The 17,339-nt window shown below is 63.0% G+C and carries 15 protein-coding genes and 1 pseudogene; 13 read left to right on the forward strand and 3 right to left on the reverse strand.

Annotated features, from left to right (window positions below):
* Positions 1–324: 324 nt before the first annotated feature.
* Positions 325–933, forward strand: coding sequence for an Hsp20/alpha crystallin family protein (locus tag DES45_RS23945; protein ID WP_114773382.1), 609 nt, complete (start codon positions 325–327; stop codon positions 931–933).
* A 78-nt stretch (positions 934–1,011) separates the two neighbouring features.
* A complete protein-coding gene (locus tag DES45_RS23950; RefSeq protein ID WP_114773384.1) occupies positions 1,012–1,857 on the forward strand; it encodes an HD domain-containing protein in 846 nt (281 codons plus the stop codon).
* Between the two features lie 98 nt (positions 1,858–1,955).
* On the opposite strand, the gene DES45_RS23955 is transcribed toward DES45_RS23950, so the two are convergent.
* A complete protein-coding gene (locus tag DES45_RS23955) occupies positions 1,956–2,654 on the reverse strand; it encodes an IS6 family transposase (protein WP_114773386.1) in 699 nt (232 codons plus the stop codon).
* Between the two features lie 158 nt (positions 2,655–2,812).
* Between DES45_RS23955 and DES45_RS23960 the strand changes: the two genes are divergently transcribed.
* The 7 genes and pseudogenes from DES45_RS23960 to DES45_RS23990 all read left to right on the forward strand — a co-directional run bounded on the left by DES45_RS23960 (position 2,813) and on the right by DES45_RS23990 (position 12,197).
* Positions 2,813–3,742, forward strand: a complete 930-nt coding sequence (locus tag DES45_RS23960) for a vWA domain-containing protein (RefSeq protein WP_114773388.1) — start codon at positions 2,813–2,815, stop codon at positions 3,740–3,742.
* Positions 3,743–4,160: 418 nt separating this feature from the next.
* Entirely contained in the window at positions 4,161–5,234 is a 1,074-nt protein-coding gene (locus DES45_RS23965) for an efflux RND transporter periplasmic adaptor subunit (protein WP_114773390.1), read from the forward strand.
* Between the two features lie 56 nt (positions 5,235–5,290).
* Positions 5,291–8,336 (forward strand): annotated as a pseudogene (locus tag DES45_RS23970) (efflux RND transporter permease subunit).
* A 345-nt stretch (positions 8,337–8,681) separates the two neighbouring features.
* Complete coding sequence (locus DES45_RS23975) at positions 8,682–10,232, forward strand: sensor histidine kinase (RefSeq protein ID WP_170151623.1); 1,551 nt, start codon at positions 8,682–8,684, stop codon at positions 10,230–10,232.
* The gene (locus tag DES45_RS23980; RefSeq protein WP_210210266.1) at positions 10,229–10,852 is read left to right on the forward strand and encodes a response regulator transcription factor; all 624 of its coding nucleotides are present in this window, start codon (positions 10,229–10,231) and stop codon (positions 10,850–10,852) included. The genes DES45_RS23975 and DES45_RS23980 overlap by 4 nt, the downstream gene beginning before the upstream one ends.
* A 110-nt stretch (positions 10,853–10,962) precedes the next feature.
* Complete coding sequence (locus DES45_RS23985) at positions 10,963–11,451, forward strand: GlcG/HbpS family heme-binding protein (RefSeq protein WP_114773394.1); 489 nt, start codon at positions 10,963–10,965, stop codon at positions 11,449–11,451.
* On the forward strand, positions 11,448–12,197 hold the full coding sequence (locus DES45_RS23990; RefSeq protein WP_245571872.1) for an ankyrin repeat domain-containing protein: 750 nt from the start codon (positions 11,448–11,450) through the stop codon (positions 12,195–12,197). Before DES45_RS23985 ends, DES45_RS23990 begins: the two co-directional genes overlap by 4 nt.
* Before the next feature lie 70 nt (positions 12,198–12,267).
* On the opposite strand, the gene DES45_RS23995 is transcribed toward DES45_RS23990, so the two are convergent.
* Positions 12,268–13,125, reverse strand: a complete 858-nt coding sequence (locus DES45_RS23995) for a LysR family transcriptional regulator (RefSeq protein WP_114773396.1) — start codon at positions 13,123–13,125, stop codon at positions 12,268–12,270.
* Positions 13,126–13,378: 253 nt separating this feature from the next.
* Between DES45_RS23995 and DES45_RS24000 the strand changes: the two genes are divergently transcribed.
* Positions 13,379–14,773, forward strand: a complete 1,395-nt coding sequence (locus DES45_RS24000) for an amidohydrolase family protein (RefSeq protein WP_114773398.1) — start codon at positions 13,379–13,381, stop codon at positions 14,771–14,773.
* A 106-nt stretch (positions 14,774–14,879) separates the two neighbouring features.
* Here the strand turns inward: DES45_RS24000 and DES45_RS24905 are convergent, their stop codons facing one another.
* Complete coding sequence (locus tag DES45_RS24905; RefSeq protein ID WP_147282502.1) at positions 14,880–15,089, reverse strand: hypothetical protein; 210 nt, start codon at positions 15,087–15,089, stop codon at positions 14,880–14,882.
* A gap of 31 nt (positions 15,090–15,120) precedes the next feature.
* Here DES45_RS24905 and DES45_RS24010 point away from each other — a divergent pair, with 31 nt between their 5' ends.
* The 3 genes from DES45_RS24010 (at position 15,121) to DES45_RS24020 (ending at position 17,253) form a co-directional block, all read left to right on the forward strand.
* Complete coding sequence (locus tag DES45_RS24010; RefSeq protein WP_114773402.1) at positions 15,121–15,363, forward strand: DUF6894 family protein; 243 nt, start codon at positions 15,121–15,123, stop codon at positions 15,361–15,363.
* Between the two features lie 361 nt (positions 15,364–15,724).
* Complete coding sequence (locus DES45_RS24910) at positions 15,725–15,931, forward strand: hypothetical protein (RefSeq protein WP_147282503.1); 207 nt, start codon at positions 15,725–15,727, stop codon at positions 15,929–15,931.
* Between the two features lie 189 nt (positions 15,932–16,120).
* Positions 16,121–17,253 (forward strand): IS3 family transposase gene (locus DES45_RS24020; RefSeq protein WP_114773404.1). Its coding sequence is split into 2 segments (ribosomal slippage): positions 16,121–16,385 and positions 16,385–17,253, totalling 1,134 coding nucleotides; the frame shifts between segments, so codons are not numbered across the junction.
* Positions 17,254–17,339: the final 86 nt, after the last annotated feature.

A 17,339-nucleotide genomic window follows, 5' to 3' on the forward strand; every position in this document is an offset into this window, starting at 1 on the left:
GATGCCACGATGCCACATTCCCGCGGAGGAACGCTGAAGAGGATGTGTGGTTGAATCCATGCGGAGACAACCTGACTTACGCATGATCCTTGACCTACCTCCGCGACTTGGCCCCGTTCCGGCGACTGAACGGGGCTTCTTGTGCGTGCTTGCCGCCGAAGGCCGTTCAGGACCGATGGAGGTGCTCCCTCAGGTGTTCGACGGCGTGGAACCCGATGCTTCGCGGCGGCATTTTCCTGCACCGCTCCGCGCGAGACGCGAAGAGCGACGGCCAGCCTCCTCGCCTGTGCGGAGTGATCGTGACTTCGAAGGAGGTAAACGACCATGGCCCGCAATCCCCTCACCACGTCCCGCCCCGGCTTCGGCGTGCTCGGCGGGAGCGATCCCTTCCTGTCGCTCCACCGCGAGATGAACCGCCTATTCGACGACGTGCTGCGCGGCAGCGGACCGCCTGCCATGTCCGGCAGCCAGGGCCAAGGCGATGTCGGATCCTTCGTCAACGCCAGCATGAACGTCTCCGAGACGGAGAAGGAATTCCGCATCACGGCGGAGTTGCCTGGCGTGGCCGAGCAGGACATCGACGTCAGCCTCGACGATGACGTTCTCACCATCAGGGGTGAGAAGAGATTCGAGCGCAAGGACGAGAAGGAGTCCTTCCACTTCGTCGAGTGCTCCTACGGCACCTTTCAGCGCTCGTTGCGGCTGCCCTTCGAGATCGATCCGGAGCAGGTGCAGGCGCACTTCGAGAACGGCGTCCTGACCGTGACCGTGCCCAAGACCGGGCGGCAGGAGCGCTCCCGCCGCATCCAGGTGCAGGGGCGGGGTATGGGCAATCCGGGTTCCCGGACTAGCCAGAACGCTCAGGGCTCCGAGGGTTCCTCGGGCAGCGGCGACGAGGATGTCTCAGGCCGGCAGAAGCGGCGGAGCGTCTGATGACACGCTTCGCAGCCATGCATGACAATTGTTGAGTGAAGGCTGTCTGGGATCGGCCTGCGGTGAGGCACGACGGTGATGATGACGATGTCCGAAATGGCTGCGGATCAACTCGGCAAGCTCCTGGCCGAGGACGTCCGCCGCCTGTTCGGCTCCGCGCAGCATGAGCACGCTGAGCGGCTCGACGGCATCGCGCGGATCGCCCTTGAGTGTCTCGGACGGAGCGACGCCCTCTACCACAACCTGGAACACACCTTCCTGGTGACCCTGGTCGGGCGGGACATCCTGCGCGGACGCATGCTCACCGAGCGGCTCGAGCCGGACGACTATGCCCACCTAATCGTCGCCTGCCTGCTGCACGACATCGGCTATGTCCGCGGCATCCTCGCCGGCGACCGGGGTGGCGGCTACGTGGTCAGCCCGGACGGGCGCACGGTCACCCTGCCTCGCGGCGCCTCGGACGCGGTGCTCACCCCCTACCATGTCGATCGCTCCAAGCTCTTCGTCGTGGAACGACTCGGGTCCTCGCCCACCCTGGACGCGGCCCGGGTGAGCCGGGCGATCGAATTCACCCGCTTTCCGGCGTGCAGTGGGGCCGACGAGCATCCCGATAACCGTGAGGGGCGGCTGGTGCAGGCGGCCGACCTGATCGGGCAGCTCGGAGATCCCTTGTATCTGAGGAAGGCCAATGCCCTCTTCTACGAGTTCGAGGAGGTCGGGCTCAACCGCCAACTCGGCTACGCCTCGCCTGCCGACATGGTCGAGCGCTATCCCGACTTTTACTGGACGAGCGTCTCACCGCATCTGACGGAAGCGATCGGCTACCTGAACGTCACCGCCTCCGGACGACAGTGGATCGCCAACCTGCACAGCCACGTGTTCTGTGCCGAGCACGCCTTCGCCCTCATGGGGCCGGAGCGATAAGATCTTGAGATCCTGCTTCCCATCCGTCCATGACCGTGGTGGGCTGTGTCGCAAACCTGGAGCGGAGGCGAGGGAATGGTTGAGGCAGTGTCTTGGCTTCAGGCAGCGAGTCTCTCAAACTGCTCGGCGAGGGAAAGCTGTGAACGGCAGGCGTACTTCGCCTGTCCTTTCCGCATCATATGCACCATCTCGATTCCGCCCAGGATCACACGAGCGCTGTTCATCGTCTTGAACCCGAGCATCGGCCGCACTCGCCGTTTGATCGCCCGATGATCCTGCTCAATGCGATTGTTCAAGTAGGCACTTTGCCGGATCAGGATCGGCTTCAATTGGCGTCTCGACCGATCCTGAAGTCGATCTGTCGTGTCGCAGGACAGGATTGCCTCGCGGTTGGTCTGGCTGCCGTCAATGACGATGCGCTTGGGCCGGCCATGCCGCTTGAGGGCCTTACGCAGGAACCGCTTGGCGGCTGCCAAATTTCGCCGTTCGCTAAACCAAAATTCAACCGTATCGCCGTTGCTGTCGATTGCACGATAGAGATACCGCCACTGGCCTCTAACCCTGATATATGTCTCGTCGACATGCAACTTTCCCGTGACGGCTCTCTTGCGGCGATTGAACCGCTCCAGCAGTTCGGGTGAGTACCGGATGACCCATCTGTGAATGGTCGCGTGATCGACCAAGATGCCTCGCTCGGCCATCATCTCCTCTAGATTCCGCAGGCTCAGATTGTAAGCCAGGTACCACCGGACACAGAGCAGGATTACCGAGCGATCGAAGTGACGGCCTTTGAACATCATACGCCTCCGGAGCCTGCCGTAGGCATAGACCGAACTAAGTTGCTGATGAGTTTGCGACAGTTCCTTTCCTCACCGACTTCGGCGGAGATCCAAAATCCTGTTACGTCAACTACACGCTCAAGGACGGCCCACCTCCGCCGGACGGCCCCGAGACGATGGGCAGCCGCTGGAAGAAGGCAATCATCGCGATTGACGCCTCCGGCTCGATGACGGCGCGGGTCGGTGGCGAACGGAAGATAGATGCCGCCAAGGCCGCAGTGCGGAGATTTCTCGATACGGTTCCGCCGGACGCGGAGGTCGGTCTTCTGGCGTTCGGGCACAAAGGAAACAACAACGAGAGCGGCAAAGCCGCGTCCTGCGCGGGCGTGGAGTTGCTGTCTGAGCTCTCGACGGTGAATGCGAAGAGGATCGCCAGCGTGCTCGACAATGTACAGGCGACAGGCTGGACACCCTTGGCGGCAACGATCACAAAGGCGGGGCAGAGTTTCACGCCCGCGTCCGGCGAGGGTGAACAGGTTGTCTTTGTGGTGTCCGATGGGCTGGAGACATGCGGCGGCGATCCTGTCGCTGCCGCCCGGGCGCTGCGCGAGTCTGACCTGAAGGCGACCGTCAATATCATCGGCTTCAACATTCCCGAGAAGGATCGCAAGGCGCTTGAGGCGGTGGCCAGTGCCGGAAGCGGTGCGTTCTCCCACGCTGCGAACAGGAAGGAGCTGGAAGACAGGCTTCGTGTGAGAACCGCGAATCTGACGGAAATGCTCAACTACGAGACCGCCGCGCTCGAGGTGAGAAGTGCCAACAACACCAGCGCTCTGGAGGCAGCGAGCCACGCCAACACCTGCGTGCTGGACATCACGAATAAAGAATCGACCAGGTTCCTGGAGATGACCGACCGGATGGTCAGGGATGGCCAGACTGATGCTGAATCCGCGCGTGAGGCGTACCAGCGGCTGAGGCAGCGCCATGAAGCACTGAAGGCTGAGATGCAGACATACAGCGACCGGGGGAGGGCGGAGATGGAGGCTGTCAACGGCCGCATCGACAAGGAACGCGAACGCGTTAAGTCGACTTATGGTCAGAAATGACAAGGGCGAAGTAGCGGTGAGTCAGCCGACCAGCTTCCCTGTACTGCGACCGGATCGCTCGGAGATCGGTCCAGATTCCGCGCGAGCGCTGCTCACGGCACCCATTCTCACGCCCGTCCTCGATCAGCCACAAGTTGCAGCCGCCCCCGTCCGCCAAAACCCGAACACCTGCCTCAAAGGCGCGCAGATGATCACAAACCCGCACCGCATTGACGTCCACCACCTTGGGCCCTTGCCTTCGTCGATGCGATGACGGTGAAGGAGATGAGCGAGGTGGCAGGTATGAATTGAGCACAGGAGAAGTCCATCGACATGGGCGCCCTAGCTAAGCTTGTGGCAGTCCTGGCCGAGCGCATGCGGGACTGCTGAACGTCCACGCCACTGCCTTTCACGCATCACCTCTCGGGAAGAAGCAATCATGGTCAAACACTGGATCGTGGCCGCGGGCGTGCTCGCCGCAATCTTAACAGGCTGCCAGGAACCGGCGCCGCCCGCTCCCGACATTCGCCCGGTCCGGACCGTCACCGTCCAGCGCAGCACAGGCGGTGAGCCCGTCTCCCTCACGGGCCAGATTCGGGCTCAGGACGAGGTCAGCCTGGCCTTTCGCCTAGACGGGCGCCTGATCGAGCGGAACGTCAACGTTGGCGACGCCATCAAGCCCGGACAGGTCATCGGGCGCCTCGACGCGCAAATCCAGCAGAACGCTCTCCGACAGGCTCAAGCCAGCCTCTCGGCCGCCCAGGGCCAACTCACCCAAGCGCGCAACACCTTCAGCCGGCAGCAGGAGCTTCTCAACAAAGGCTTCACCACCCGCGCCCAGTTCGATCAGGCCCAGCAGGCGCTCCAATCGGCCCAGGCTCAGGTCGATTCCACCCAGGCCCAGCTCCGCAACGCCCAAGAGCAGGTGAGCTACACGGAACTCCAGGCGGACGCAGCCGGAACGGTCACAGCGACCGGGGCCGAGCCCGGGGAGGTGGTCCGTGCCGGGCAGATGATCGCTCAGGTCGCGCGCCAGGGCGGACGCGATGCCGTCTTCGACGTGCCGGCGCAGCTCATCCGGACGGCACCCAGCGACCCGGTGGTGGACATCGCCCTGACGGACGATCCGACCGTGAAGACGACGGGCCGCGTCCGTGAGGTTTCCCCCCAGGCGGATCCCGCGACGCGGACCTTCCAGGTCAAGGTGGGTCTGACCAACCCGCCGCCCGCCATGCGCCTCGGGGCGACGGTCGTCGGGCGCATTCAGCTCACGGCGCCTCCCGGGGTGGAGATTCCCGCGAGCTCTCTCACCGAGGCGAACAAGCGGCCGGCCGTATGGGTCGTCGACCCGCAGAGCCAGACGGTGTCCCTGCGAAACGTCGACATCCTCCGGCAGGACCCTGCCAGCGTCGTCGTCTCCCAGGGCCTGGAGACTGGGGAGGTCGTCGTTACCGCCGGCGTGCAGGCGCTCCGCCCTGGCCAGAAGGTCCGCCTGCTCGGGGGCGCCTCGTGAAGGGCTTCAACCTCTCCGAATGGGCGATCCGGCACCGCTCCCTGGTCGCCTATTTCATGCTGGTGCTCGTGATCGCCGGTATCGCGTCGTATTTCCGGCTCGGGCGCAGCGAGGATCCTGCGTTCACCATCAAGACCATGGTCGTGCAGGCGCTGTGGCCCGGAGCCACGATCGACGACACGCTCCTACAGGTCACGGAGCGGCTCGAGCGCAAGCTCCAGGAGACCCCGAATCTCGATTACCTGCGCAGCTACACGACAGCCGGGCAGACGACGATCTTCGTCAATCTGAAGGGCGAGACGCCCGCCGCCCAGGTGCCCGACATCTGGTATCAGGTGCGCAAGAAAGTCGGCGATATCCGCAGCATGCTGCCTCAAGGGATTGTCGGCCCAGGTTTCAACGACGAGTTCGGCGACACCTACGGCATCGTCTACGGCTTCACGGCGGACGGCTTCACCCACCGCGAGCTGAGGGATTACGTCGATGACGTCCGCTCACGGCTGCTTCAAGTTCCCGATGTGTCGAAGATCGACGTGATCGGCGCCCAGGACGAGCGCATCTATGTCGAGTTCTCGGCCGCGCAGCTCGCCGGTCTCGGGATTAACCGCTCTGCGCTCATCGCCGCTCTCCAGGCGCAGAACGCCGTGACGCCTGCGGGCGTGGTGCAGACCGGCGACGAGAAGATCCTGCTGCGGATCTCGGGAGCCTTCCGATCCGAGCATGACATTCTGGCCATCAACTTCGCTGCCAACGGCCGCCTCATTCGCCTCGGCGACATCGCGCGCGTGGCTCGCGGTCCCGCGGATCCGCCGCAGCCGATTTTTCGGGTGAACGGGCAGGACGCTATCGGGCTCGCCATCGCCATGCGCGAGGGCGGCGACATCCTAACCCTTGGGCGCAATGTCGAGCAGGCGATGGCCGAGATCATCGCGGACCTGCCGATCGGGATCGAGCCGAAGCTCGTGGCCAAGCAGCCGGTGACGGTCGAGAATGCCGTCGACGAGTTCATGGAGGCCCTGTGGGAGGCCGTCGCTATCGTCCTGGCGGTCAGCTTCATCAGTCTCGGGCTGCGTGCGGGCGCCGTGGTGGCGCTCTCGATCCCGCTGGTTCTCGCCATTGTGTTCGTGGCGATGGAGTTCTTCGGGATCGATCTCCAGCGCGTGTCTCTGGGCGCGCTGATCATCGCCCTTGGTCTCCTGGTCGACGATGCCATGATCACGGTCGAGACCATGATCACCCGGCTGGAGCACGGCGACGACAAGGACCATGCGGCCACGTTCGCCTACACCTCGACTGCCTTCCCGATGCTCACGGGCACTCTCGTGACAGTGGCTGGCTTCGTGCCCATCGGCTTCGCGCGCAGCGCCGCCGGCGAGTACACGTTCTCAATCTTCGCCGTGGTCGCCATTGCCCTGATCGTGTCCTGGATCGTGGCTGTCCTGTTCGCTCCCCTACTCGGTGTCTGGATTCTCAAGAAGCCCAAGACGGCCCATTCCGGCGAGCCCGGTCCGGTCATGCGCGCCTTCCGCCGCCTCCTCATCCTAGCGATGCGGGCGCGCTGGATCACGATCCTCGCCACGCTCGTGCTGTTCGGGGCAGCGCTCTACGGCACGCGTTTCGTCCCGCAGCAGTTCTTCCCGTCCTCGGACAGGCCCGAACTGCTTGTCGACCTGAAGCTGCCTCAGAATGCATCGATCTATGCCACACAGGCCGTCTCGACCCGTCTGGACGATCTGCTGAAGGGCGACGAGACCGTGGACCGATGGAGCACCTATGTCGGACGCGGAGCTGTGCGTTTCTATCTCCCCCTCAATGTGCAGCTGCCAAACGACTTCTTCGCGCAGGCCGTGATCGTCACCAAGGGCCTGGAGCAGCGGGAGCGCCTGAAGGCCAGGCTCGAGCAGACGCTCGAGACCGAGTTCCCCAGCGTCGTCGGGCGCGTCTATCCTCTCGAACTCGGTCCACCGGTGGGCTGGCCGCTTCAGTACCGCGTGAGTGGATCGGATGCGGATCAGGTTCGCGAGATCGCCTTCAGGCTCGCGCAGTTCATGGCCACGGACGCGCGCGTGCAAAAGATCAACTACGACTGGATCGAGCCGGCGCGCACGGTGCAGATCCGGGTCGACCAGGATCAGGCCCGCCTCATGGGCTTGAGCTCGCAGGACCTCGCTCAGGTTCTCAACACGGTTGTGTCCGGCGCCACGGTCACGCAGATGCGGGATGGAATCTACCTCGTCGATGTGGTGACTCGCGCTTCCGCCGAGCAGCGCGCATCGCTCGCGACGATCCGGACGCTGCAGGTGCCGTTGCCGAACGGCCAGACCGTTCCCTTGACCCAGATCGCTTCCATCGCGTACGGCCAGGAATATCCGCTGATCTGGCGTCGTGACCGGAAGCCAACATTGACGGTGCAAGCCGACGTGGCTCCGGGCATTCTGCCCGCACCCATCGTCCGGGCGCTTTCGCCGAAGATCGACGCGCTGAATGCGGAGCTGCCGGCCGGCTACCGCGTGGTGGTCGGCGGCACGGATGAGGAGAGCGGCAAATCGCAAGCCTCGGTAATTGCCGTCGTGCCGGTGATGCTGTTCCTGATGCTGACGATCCTGATGATCCAGCTTCAGAGCTTCCACCGCCTGTTTTTGGTGCTCAGTGTCGCCCCCTTTGGGCCTGATCGGGGTCGTCGCGGCTCTCCTCGTCTCAGGCAAGCCACTCGGCTTCGTGGCGATCCTCGGCGTCCTGGCGCTGATCGGGATGATCGCCCGCAACTCGGTGATCCTGATCGACCAGGTCGAGACGGAGAAAGCCCATGGGCGCCATCCGTGGGATGCGGTGATCGAGGCGACAATGCATCGCTTCCGGCCGATCCTGCTCACTGCTGCGGCCGCGATCCTCGGCATGATTCCCATCGCCCCAACGATCTTCTGGGGCCCGATGGCCTACGCGATCATGGGCGGTCTGGCGGTCGCGACGCTTCTGACCCTGGTGTTTCTGCCTGCGCTCTACGTTGCTTGGTTCCGGATCAAACGACCCGATCCGGAGGCTCGGGAGCATTCCGATCCCAGTCCGCCCACAATAACCACTCCTTCATCAACGCTGCCCTGAAGCGGCGGAGAACAGGCAGAGTCTCTAACCGTCGCGGGTTAGCCGCCTTGAACGTGGAGCCTGCCGCGTAAGCCGCAAAAGAACGATGCGGCGGATGCCGAGGTGATCTGCGAGGTATGTCGGCCAGGCACTCAGACACACTGCCTAGGAGATGGCGCAAGGGCAGATCGCCTCGAGGTTGCAGGAGCGCCCGACCGCTGCGGAATCAGCCGCAGGATAGGTCGGGTCCATGCGAATTGGGCCTGCCCAGAGGCCAGCATCCATCCCTAAAACAGCTCCGTCGCGCAGTCGACGGGCGGCCATTGCGACGCTAGTCTCGTGACGATGCTTACCTGTTCCCCGCCCATGAATCGTCGTGCCGCAAGAGCTCTCGGTGCCTGGCTCGCGCTGACGATCATCGCGGCCGTCGCCGTCGCGGCCGTCAACTTCGTCCGCATCCGCGATGACTTCGAGGTCGAGGCGCGCACTCTGCACCGTGTTGTCTCACAACGGGCAGATCAGCATGATGCGCACTTGACGAGCCTTGCTGCCGTGCTGGCCAGCCCCGCCCGCTCAGTCACGACCTTGGGCGCTCTCGCCGAGGCCATCCTGCGCTTCTATCCCCGGATTACCGCCATCGACGTCATCAGTGTCGGGCCTGCTCCAGACCTGGTGTTCACCACCCGCGGGGGGCAGCTCGGGAACTCCGGAATGAGCGAGTTTGCGGTGACCGCTGCCAGCCTCTCCGCAGGACAAGCGGTCGTAATGGCTGAGCTGAACGGTGCCGAAGCCTATCACCTGGTCAAAAGACTCCCTGAGACAACGGCTCAAGCTCGTGCTTTGTTGATGACGGTCGATGCGCGGCGACTGATGGAGCCGGAGGGCGACCTGCCGGTGGGGACAAACCTTACCCTGCGCTACCTGTCGGGGCGCGTTCTCGCTCAGACGGGAGAGCCAATCCTATCCGGTGGGCTCCTCCCGAACCTCATCTTCGAGAAGGCGCTCGGCAGCCGGTCCCAGCCACTCCTCCTGCAGGTTGCCCGGCGGCCCGGGTTCGGCGAGTTCCTCCCGCCCCTCACAATAGCGCTTGTGGCAGCCATCACCGGGATTGGGGTGCTTGTCGCAGGGTTCGTGCTGCGCGAGCGCCGGTCGGCTCGCGAGGCCCGCGAACGGGCGAGCTTTCACGAACATCAGACCAAGCTCGCGCATGCCATGCGGGTCAATACGGTTGGTGAGATGGCCTCCGGCATCGCCCATGAGCTCACCCAGCCCCTGACCGCCATTCTCAGCCGCAGTCAGGCGGGCCTTCGCCTCGCCCGTTCCCCTTCCCCCGACTGGAGCGAAATCATCGGCGTACTCGACGCGAACGTTCGTCTCGCCAAGCGGGCGGGCGACATCCTTGCGCGGTTGCGCGCCTACGTGTCGAACAGCGGACCGGCACCCGAACCCACGAGCCTCAACCGCCTGATCAGCAACGTTGCGGAGCTGATGCAGGGCGATCTGGAGCATCGTGGCATTGCTCTGGAACTCAATCTTGACCCGGGTGATCCTGTCTGTGTGGTGGATCGGGTGTCTGTCGAGCAGGTCGTGCATAATCTCGTGCGCAATGCCGCAGACGCAATCGAGATCTTGCCGCAGGAGCGGCGGACAGTGACGGTCACAACGGCTGTTGACGAGGGCACGGTTGCGATCGTGGTCCGAGACCAAGGCCCCGGGATCCCCGCCGGGGACCTGCCGCGCTTGTTTGAGCCGTTCTTCACCACCAAGCCCGATGGCATGGGCCTCGGCCTGCCGCTATGCCAACGCATCGTCGAGGGCTTCGGCGGGCAGATCACGGCGGTGAACGCACCGGAGGGCGGTGCCGTGTTCACGGCCCGCCTGCCGCTGCCCGGTAACCGTCAGGAGGCCGCTGAGTGAACTTGCCCCGCACCGTGTTCCTCATTGACGATGACGAGGACGTTCGCGACGCGCTCCGGATGCTCCTGCGAGCAGCTGGGTTCGCGGTCGAAGCCTTTCCGAGCGCCCTCGCCTTTCTGGAGCGGCGCGACCAGAAGGCCGTGGGCTGTATCGTCGCCGACGTTCGGATGCCCGGCCTCTCGGGCCTTCAACTCCTGGAGCGGCTTGCCACGGAGGGCGAGCACATGCCGGTGGTGGTGATCACTGGCCATGGCGACGTCAATGCCTGCCGGCGCGCCTTCAAGGGCGGCGCCGTCGACTTCCTGACAAAACCGGTCGACGAGCAGGTCCTGATCGAAGCCATTGAGGTGGGTCTCGCGCGACTTGAGGCGCAGCGCCGTGAAGCAAGCGAAGCGGATAAGGCGCGGGCGCTTCTCTCCCGGCTCACGCAGCGCGAGAACGAGATTCTCGATATGGTGGCCCGCGGCTGGATGACGAAGGAGATCGCCCGGGCCATGGGGGTTTCACCACGCACGGTTGAAACCCACCGCGCCAATCTCGCAGAAAAGCTTGGCACAACTTCAGTGGCCGAGATGGTGCGTCTCGTGCTCCTGGCTCGCCCGTCCGACGCTCCTCCGTAGAACTACGGAGAATGCTCCGGTGCTGCACCGATAACCCGCCAGGCGTCGGATGGCTAAAGTCCAGGTGTCGAACAAGCCGGGATCCGAACGATCCCCACTGGAGAAGTGCCATGTCGAAAATTCGCAACGCCGTTCTCGCAGCTCTCATCCTGGCTCCTGCGGCCGCCGGCGCCCAAGTCCTTCAGGAGCGCAACATGCCGCTGGCGCTTGCACAGGAGTTGGCTCAGGCCACCGTCGAGGCCTGCGCCGCCAAGAACTTCAACGTGACGGCGACGGTGGTGGATCGCGCCGGCCTTGTGCGCGCCGTGCTCCGGGCCGACCGGGCTGGACCGCATACCGTTGAGGCGAGCCGTGCCAAGGCCTACACAGCGGCGTCCGCCCGCAGCAACACCACCGCCATCATGGAAAATGCCGACAAGAACCCGGCTGCCCGGCACCTGGCAGCCATCGAGGGCTTTCTCCTGCTCGGCGGCGGCGTCCCAGTAAAGGCCGGCGACGAGGTGATCGGGGGCATCGGCGTTGGTGGCGCTCCGGGCGGTCACCTTGATGAGGAATGCGCAAATGCCGGCCTTACCAAGGTGCAGGCGAAACTGAAGTGATCGCCAACACGGTGGCTGGCATGATTGCCGGCCACCACTTCACGGGGAGACGGACTTTGGCCAACCCACTCGTGCTGGTCGGACTGCTCGCAATTTTGTTCCTGTCCGAAGGGGCTATTGCGCAAACGCCGCCTACGCCCACTGAGCTCTCGACTTACCGCGGCCTACACGCGGCCGCAGCTCAAGGCTCTGTTGATGACATGCGGCGCCTAGGCAAGGCAGGCGTCGACCCGAACAGCCGCGACCAGAACGGCCGCACGCCGCTGCATGTGGCCGTCTTCCAGGGGCACGGGGCCGCAGCCCGGGAGTTGATCGCCATCGGGGCGAATCCCGCCCTGCTCGACAACCAGCGTTATGACGCCGTGACCATCGCGGCGGTCCAGGATGACGTGCAGACGCTGAAGGCGCTGCTCGCTGCAGGCGCGAGCGCGAAGCTGGTCACCAGCGTCTACGACGGCACGGCGCTGATCGCGGCCGCCCATCTCGGGCACGACGGTATTGTTCGCGAGCTCATCCGGGCCGGCGCGCCGCTTGACCATGTCAATAACTTGGGCTGGACTGCCCTAATCGAGGCGGTAATCCTCGGTGACGGCGGTCCACGGCACGTCGAGACGGTGCGGGCCCTCCTCGAAGCCGGCGCTGACGCCAGGATCCCTGATCGCAACGGGGCGACGCCGCTCCAACTCGCACAGGCCCACCGATACGGTAGCATGGTGTCGTTGCTGCAAGAGGCCTCCAACCGCTAGGGTCTTAGCAGGCTCGGCACTGTCATCAGCTGTCCCACGAAACCTCATGCTCCCCAATAGCGAAGCACACTCACGACCTTCCAGGATGTCCACTTCGTTCGGAAAGGACGGTGCCAATCTGCTCGGTTAGTTCCGCGATTGGCCCAGTATTCTCCCAAGCATAGATAGAAACCATGATTGCAGCTTCGCCGCGAAACAGTATGCAAGGCCTGACATGGCGCCCAAGCGTCGCAGCGCTGGGCAGGAGTGTTATGCCGAGCCCGCCCTCGACGGCAGCGAGCACATTGTTGAGGCTGCTGCCCGAGAAGGCGACGTACCAGCGGCCTCGCTCACGCTCGATGCGTTCGAACATGGTCTCGCGATAAAGGCCGCCAAGAGGAAAGGTCACAAGCGGGACAGGATCCGGCCACGCTTTTGGAGCATCCTTGCTCTCGAACCACCCCATGGCCTCGGGGAAGCTTGCCCGGCAATCGGTGCTGGGTGTGGGCTCTTTGACGACAACGATGTCAAACTCGCCGCCACGGTAGCGCCGGGTCAGATCACGACTTAGCCCTGCGCTCACGTCCAAGCGGATCTCGCGATGACGTTTGGAAAAATCGCCGAAGAGTCGCGCCATGGTGCGGCTGAAGATATCTTCCGGTAACCCAATATGAACAGACGTCGTGCCGGCCGGATTGCTGAGTGCGGCTGTCGCCTCTTGCTGAAGGGTCAAGATCCGACGGGCATATCCCAGCAGGCGCTCTCCCGCGGCGGAGGGGCGGACCGGGCGCGCATCACGGTCCACCAAGGTCTGCCCAATCGCGTCCTCAAGCCTGGCAAGCTGCTGGCTCAAGGTCGACTGGGTCATGTGCAGGTGCTCCGCCGCTCTGGTGAAGCCGCCAGCGTCAACGATTGCGACAAAAGTGCGTAGAAGGCGTGGGTCGAGCATCTTTCCGGTTTTAGTGCAGAACGCGGGCCATTCATAATCGCGATAATAATTATCTGAACATTTAATTTCCAGATGGAGAATGCAAGCATTATCTTCTGGACATTGCAGGCCAAGCAGTTTGACGATCTGAGAGGACGTCTGCCAAGCGACAAAGCCGGGAGCGGCCTTATAGGCTAAGCCAGATCCGCTCTGGAAACGCGAAGATCGAAATGCCGCCGATCATAGCCCGACACCAGGTAGGGAGGAGCGAACCATGGAAAGAGCGCATCAACAAAGCCGCAGGGCCTTTCTTCGCCGCTCCGGTGGGCTACTGACGGCGTCCGCTGCGCTGGGCCTGAGCGCCGCTCAAGCCGAAGCCACTTCAGCGTCCACCAATGTCGACCAGTCCGAGCAGGAGGTCACCGCCCTTATCGACAACCATTACTATCTGAGCAATGTGCGCCTCGAAGAGGGGTTCGAGCGTGAGGACGACGTGGTGATCGGCACACGGACCGGTATCCACACGCTGGAGATCCAGAATGGCCGCATCAAGGCACTGCACGGTGCGAATGCGGCACTGGATGCAGTCCTGCCGCGCTATACGGCGCACGGCAAGCTGCTTCTGCCTGCGCTTCGGGACATGCATATCCACTTGGACAAGACCTTTTACGGCGGACCCTGGCAGGCGCCGCGCCCGCGTCAAGGCAAGACCATCATGGACATGATTGCGCGGGAGGAGGTACTTCTCCCGAACCTGCTGCCGACCTCGCAAGCACGTGCGGAGAAGCTGATCGATCTCCTCCTTTCGCAAGGCAGCTCAGTCGCGCGCAGTCACTGCAACATCGACCCTGTGAGCGGGTTGAAGAGCCTGGAGCACCTGCAGCTTGCGCTGGCGAATTATCGCGACAGCTTCGAATGTGAGATCGTTGCCTTCCCGCAGCACGGCCTTTTGCATTCCAAGGTGGACGGGCTGATGCGTGAGGCCATGAGCATGGGCGTGCACTACGTCGGCGGCCTGGACCCGACCAATGTCGACGGTGCCATGGAGGCATCGCTGGATGCGATGTTCCAGATCGCGCTCGACCACGACAAGGGCGTCGACATCCACATCCATGAAACCAACCCTGCCGGCGTGGCGGCTCTCAACTACATGGTCGCAACCGTCGAGAAGACCCCGGCGCTGCGCAATCGGCTGACGCTCAGCCACGCCTTCGCCCTTTCTACCCTGAAGCCCGAGGAACTGGACGAGATGGCCGGGCGCATGGCCGCGCAGGGCGTCACCGTGGTGTCGACGGTGCCGATCGGACAGAGGACAATGCCGCTGCCGCAGCTGCGCGCGAAAGGCGTCAAGATCATGACGGGGACGGATAGCGTGATCGACCACTGGTCACCGTTCGGCACCGGTGACATGCTGGAGAAGGCCAACCTGTGGGCTCAGCTCTACGGCGGTAGTGACGAGTTCCGTCTGTCGCGCGCCCTTGCGATCGCCACGGGCGATGTGCTGCCGCTGAGCGACGATGGGAAAGTGGCTTGGCCGAAGCCCGGCGACACGGCTGAGTTCGTTCTGGTTGATGCCAGCTGTTCGGCTGAGGCCGTCGCACGGCGCTCACCACGGCGGGCAACGTTCCACCAGGGACGTTTGGCCTTCGGTGCTGTCGAGCGCGCCTGAGACGGCGATTGTCGAACGCGACGCTCATGGCGGTCGTGCAAGCAGTGTAGATCATCCACAGAGGTATCGTGGTCCGTTATTTGTTGCTCCAAGTGTGTTCAGCCACTCAATGACAGCTGTCGGACAACCGATAGATGGAAAAGATTTGCTGATCACTCTTATGAATGGAGACATCGTTGCCGCGCGGATTAGAGATCTTCTGTCGGACGATCCCGATATCGATGCAAGCGATGAGGCGGGCTGCACCACTTTGCTTACCGTGACCGATGGAGTTGGGAATAACGGTTGGCTCCAGAGCGTTCATGCTCAAAGCCATAGGCACACCGTCCTAATGAGGTGACCTAATTATGCCTCTGTATTATTTCCACATTAGGAACGGGTCCGACCTTGAGCAGGACCCAGAGGGCTCAGAACTGCCGAACCTAGACTCGGCACACGCCGAGGCTCTGATCGTTGCACGGGAACTAGCTGGTGCGATCCCGGAGTTCAACAATGACACCGTCATTGAGATTGCCGACATGAATGGCAAGATCCTGCTGCTCGTCCCATTCTCGGAAGCCGCTAAGCTTGGCAGTGTCGAACAGGGCTGAGCTGAAGGGCCTAGCCCACCTCTGGAACATCATCCCGGGTGGCTCCGCCAGTTCCGGGGGAGCTGCTGGGATATCGGCTGCGGCGGAGCAGGGATGTCTGGCCCCGTGGTGGCACAGGAATATCCGGCTGTGGTTAGTTCGGTATGGGATGTCAGGCATGCCTCTTCCCATTTGTGCGTGCATGGAGGTGGCACATCGCCGTTAGGTTAACTCGGCCATGAGATGGAGCGGTATGAATAGGTCAGTACGCATCCAGTCGGAAATTCCCGCCGCAAAGAGCTTGATCAAGATTTTTCATAGGCAAAGCCGATAGTGTTCGCCGGCTCGCAACGAAGCGAAATGAAGTTCGGAGCAATGGATAATGTCTGAACGGTGCATTGGTTGTGGCGCGGAGTTCGACCCAATTGATGGACCTGTTCACGCCTATGGCCTGCCTCATGCGGGTGATCCGGGTGTGATGTTCATTCAGCGTTGGCCTGAAGCGCTGACCACGCGCTGGTTCAAACCAAAGATTCTTCTTGCGTCGCCGGGGCATCTACACATGGTTGATGATGCCGTCGTGTATTGAGAGCAGCTCTTGTTCCACCCCCGGCTAAGCCAAGCCTTCCGCAGCCGCGTATGCAGACAGCACATCCTTGATGTTTCTGCCCTCGTCTGTTGGGAGCAGCGCGCGTGTCGTTACCGAGTCGAGATTGGCCTGCCTCCTGAAAAGTGATCCTCCCTGAAGTATGGCTCTTGAGCCGAAGGAGGACTGAAGATGGGTAAGAAGAGACACTCGGCCGAGGAGATCGTTTCCAAGTTGCGACAGGTGGACGTGCTGACGGCACAAGGCCGGACGGTGGCAGAGGCCATCCGGCAGATCGGCGTGACGGAGGTCACGTACTACCGGTGGCGTAACGAGTACGGCGGGCTCAAATCCGACCAGGTCAAGCGGATGAAGGAGCTCGAGCTGGAGAACGCCAGGCTGCGCCGGGCTGTGTCGGATCTGACCCTGGAGAAGTTGATCCTGAAAGAGGCCGCCTCGGGAAACTGGTAAGCCCCGCCCGCCGTCGGGCCTGTGTGGATCACGTGATCGCCAAGTACGGCATCTCGGAACGGCTGGCCTGCCGGGTTCTGGGACAGCACCGCTCCACCCAGCGCAAGATCCCCAAGCAGCCGGAGGATGAAGCGGCTTTGACCGCCGACATCATTGCCCTGGCGACCCAGTATGGCCGTTATGGCTATCGGCGGATCACTGCTCTCCTGCGTGACGCCGGCTGGCTTGTGAACAAGCAGCGGGTTGAGCGGATCTGGCGGCGGGAGGGGCTCAAAGTGCCGAGTAAACAACCGAAGAAAGGAAGGCTCTGGCTCAACGACGGATCCTGCATCCGGCTGCGGCCGAAATATGCCAACCACGTTTGGAGTTACGACTTCGTCGAGGATCGCACCCATGACGGGCGTAAGTTCCGCATGCTCAACATCATCGACGAGTTCACGCGCGAGTGCTTGGCCATCCGGGTGAACCGGAAGCTGAAGGCGGTCGATGTGATCGACGTGCTCTCGGACCTGTTCATCCTGCGTGGCATCCCAGGTCAGATACGGTCCGATAGCGGCAGCGAATTCGTGGCCAAAGCAGTGCGCGAGTGGATCAAGGCTGTGGGATCCAAGACGGCTTACATCGAGCCAGGCAGCCCATGGGAGAATGGGTACTGCGAGAGCTTCAACTCGAAGCTTCGAGATGAACTGCTCAGCGGAGAGATCTTCTACACTTTGGAAGAGGCAAAGGTGATCATCGAGAGCTGGCGCCGGCATTACAACACAGTGCGCCCGCACTCATCCCTAGGCTATCGGCCACCCGCACCAGAGGTCGTGGTCCATGCGTCTAAGCTAGCGCCCAGACCATGGTCCTGACCCGTCAAACTGGTCCATTCGGAGGACAACTTTTCCGGGCATTTTGATCCTTGAGGAGGGTCAGTGCCATGAAGAGGTCACGGTAT

It is taken from the genome of Microvirga subterranea, assembly GCF_003350535.1.
Classification (GTDB): domain Bacteria; phylum Pseudomonadota; class Alphaproteobacteria; order Rhizobiales; family Beijerinckiaceae; genus Microvirga; species Microvirga subterranea.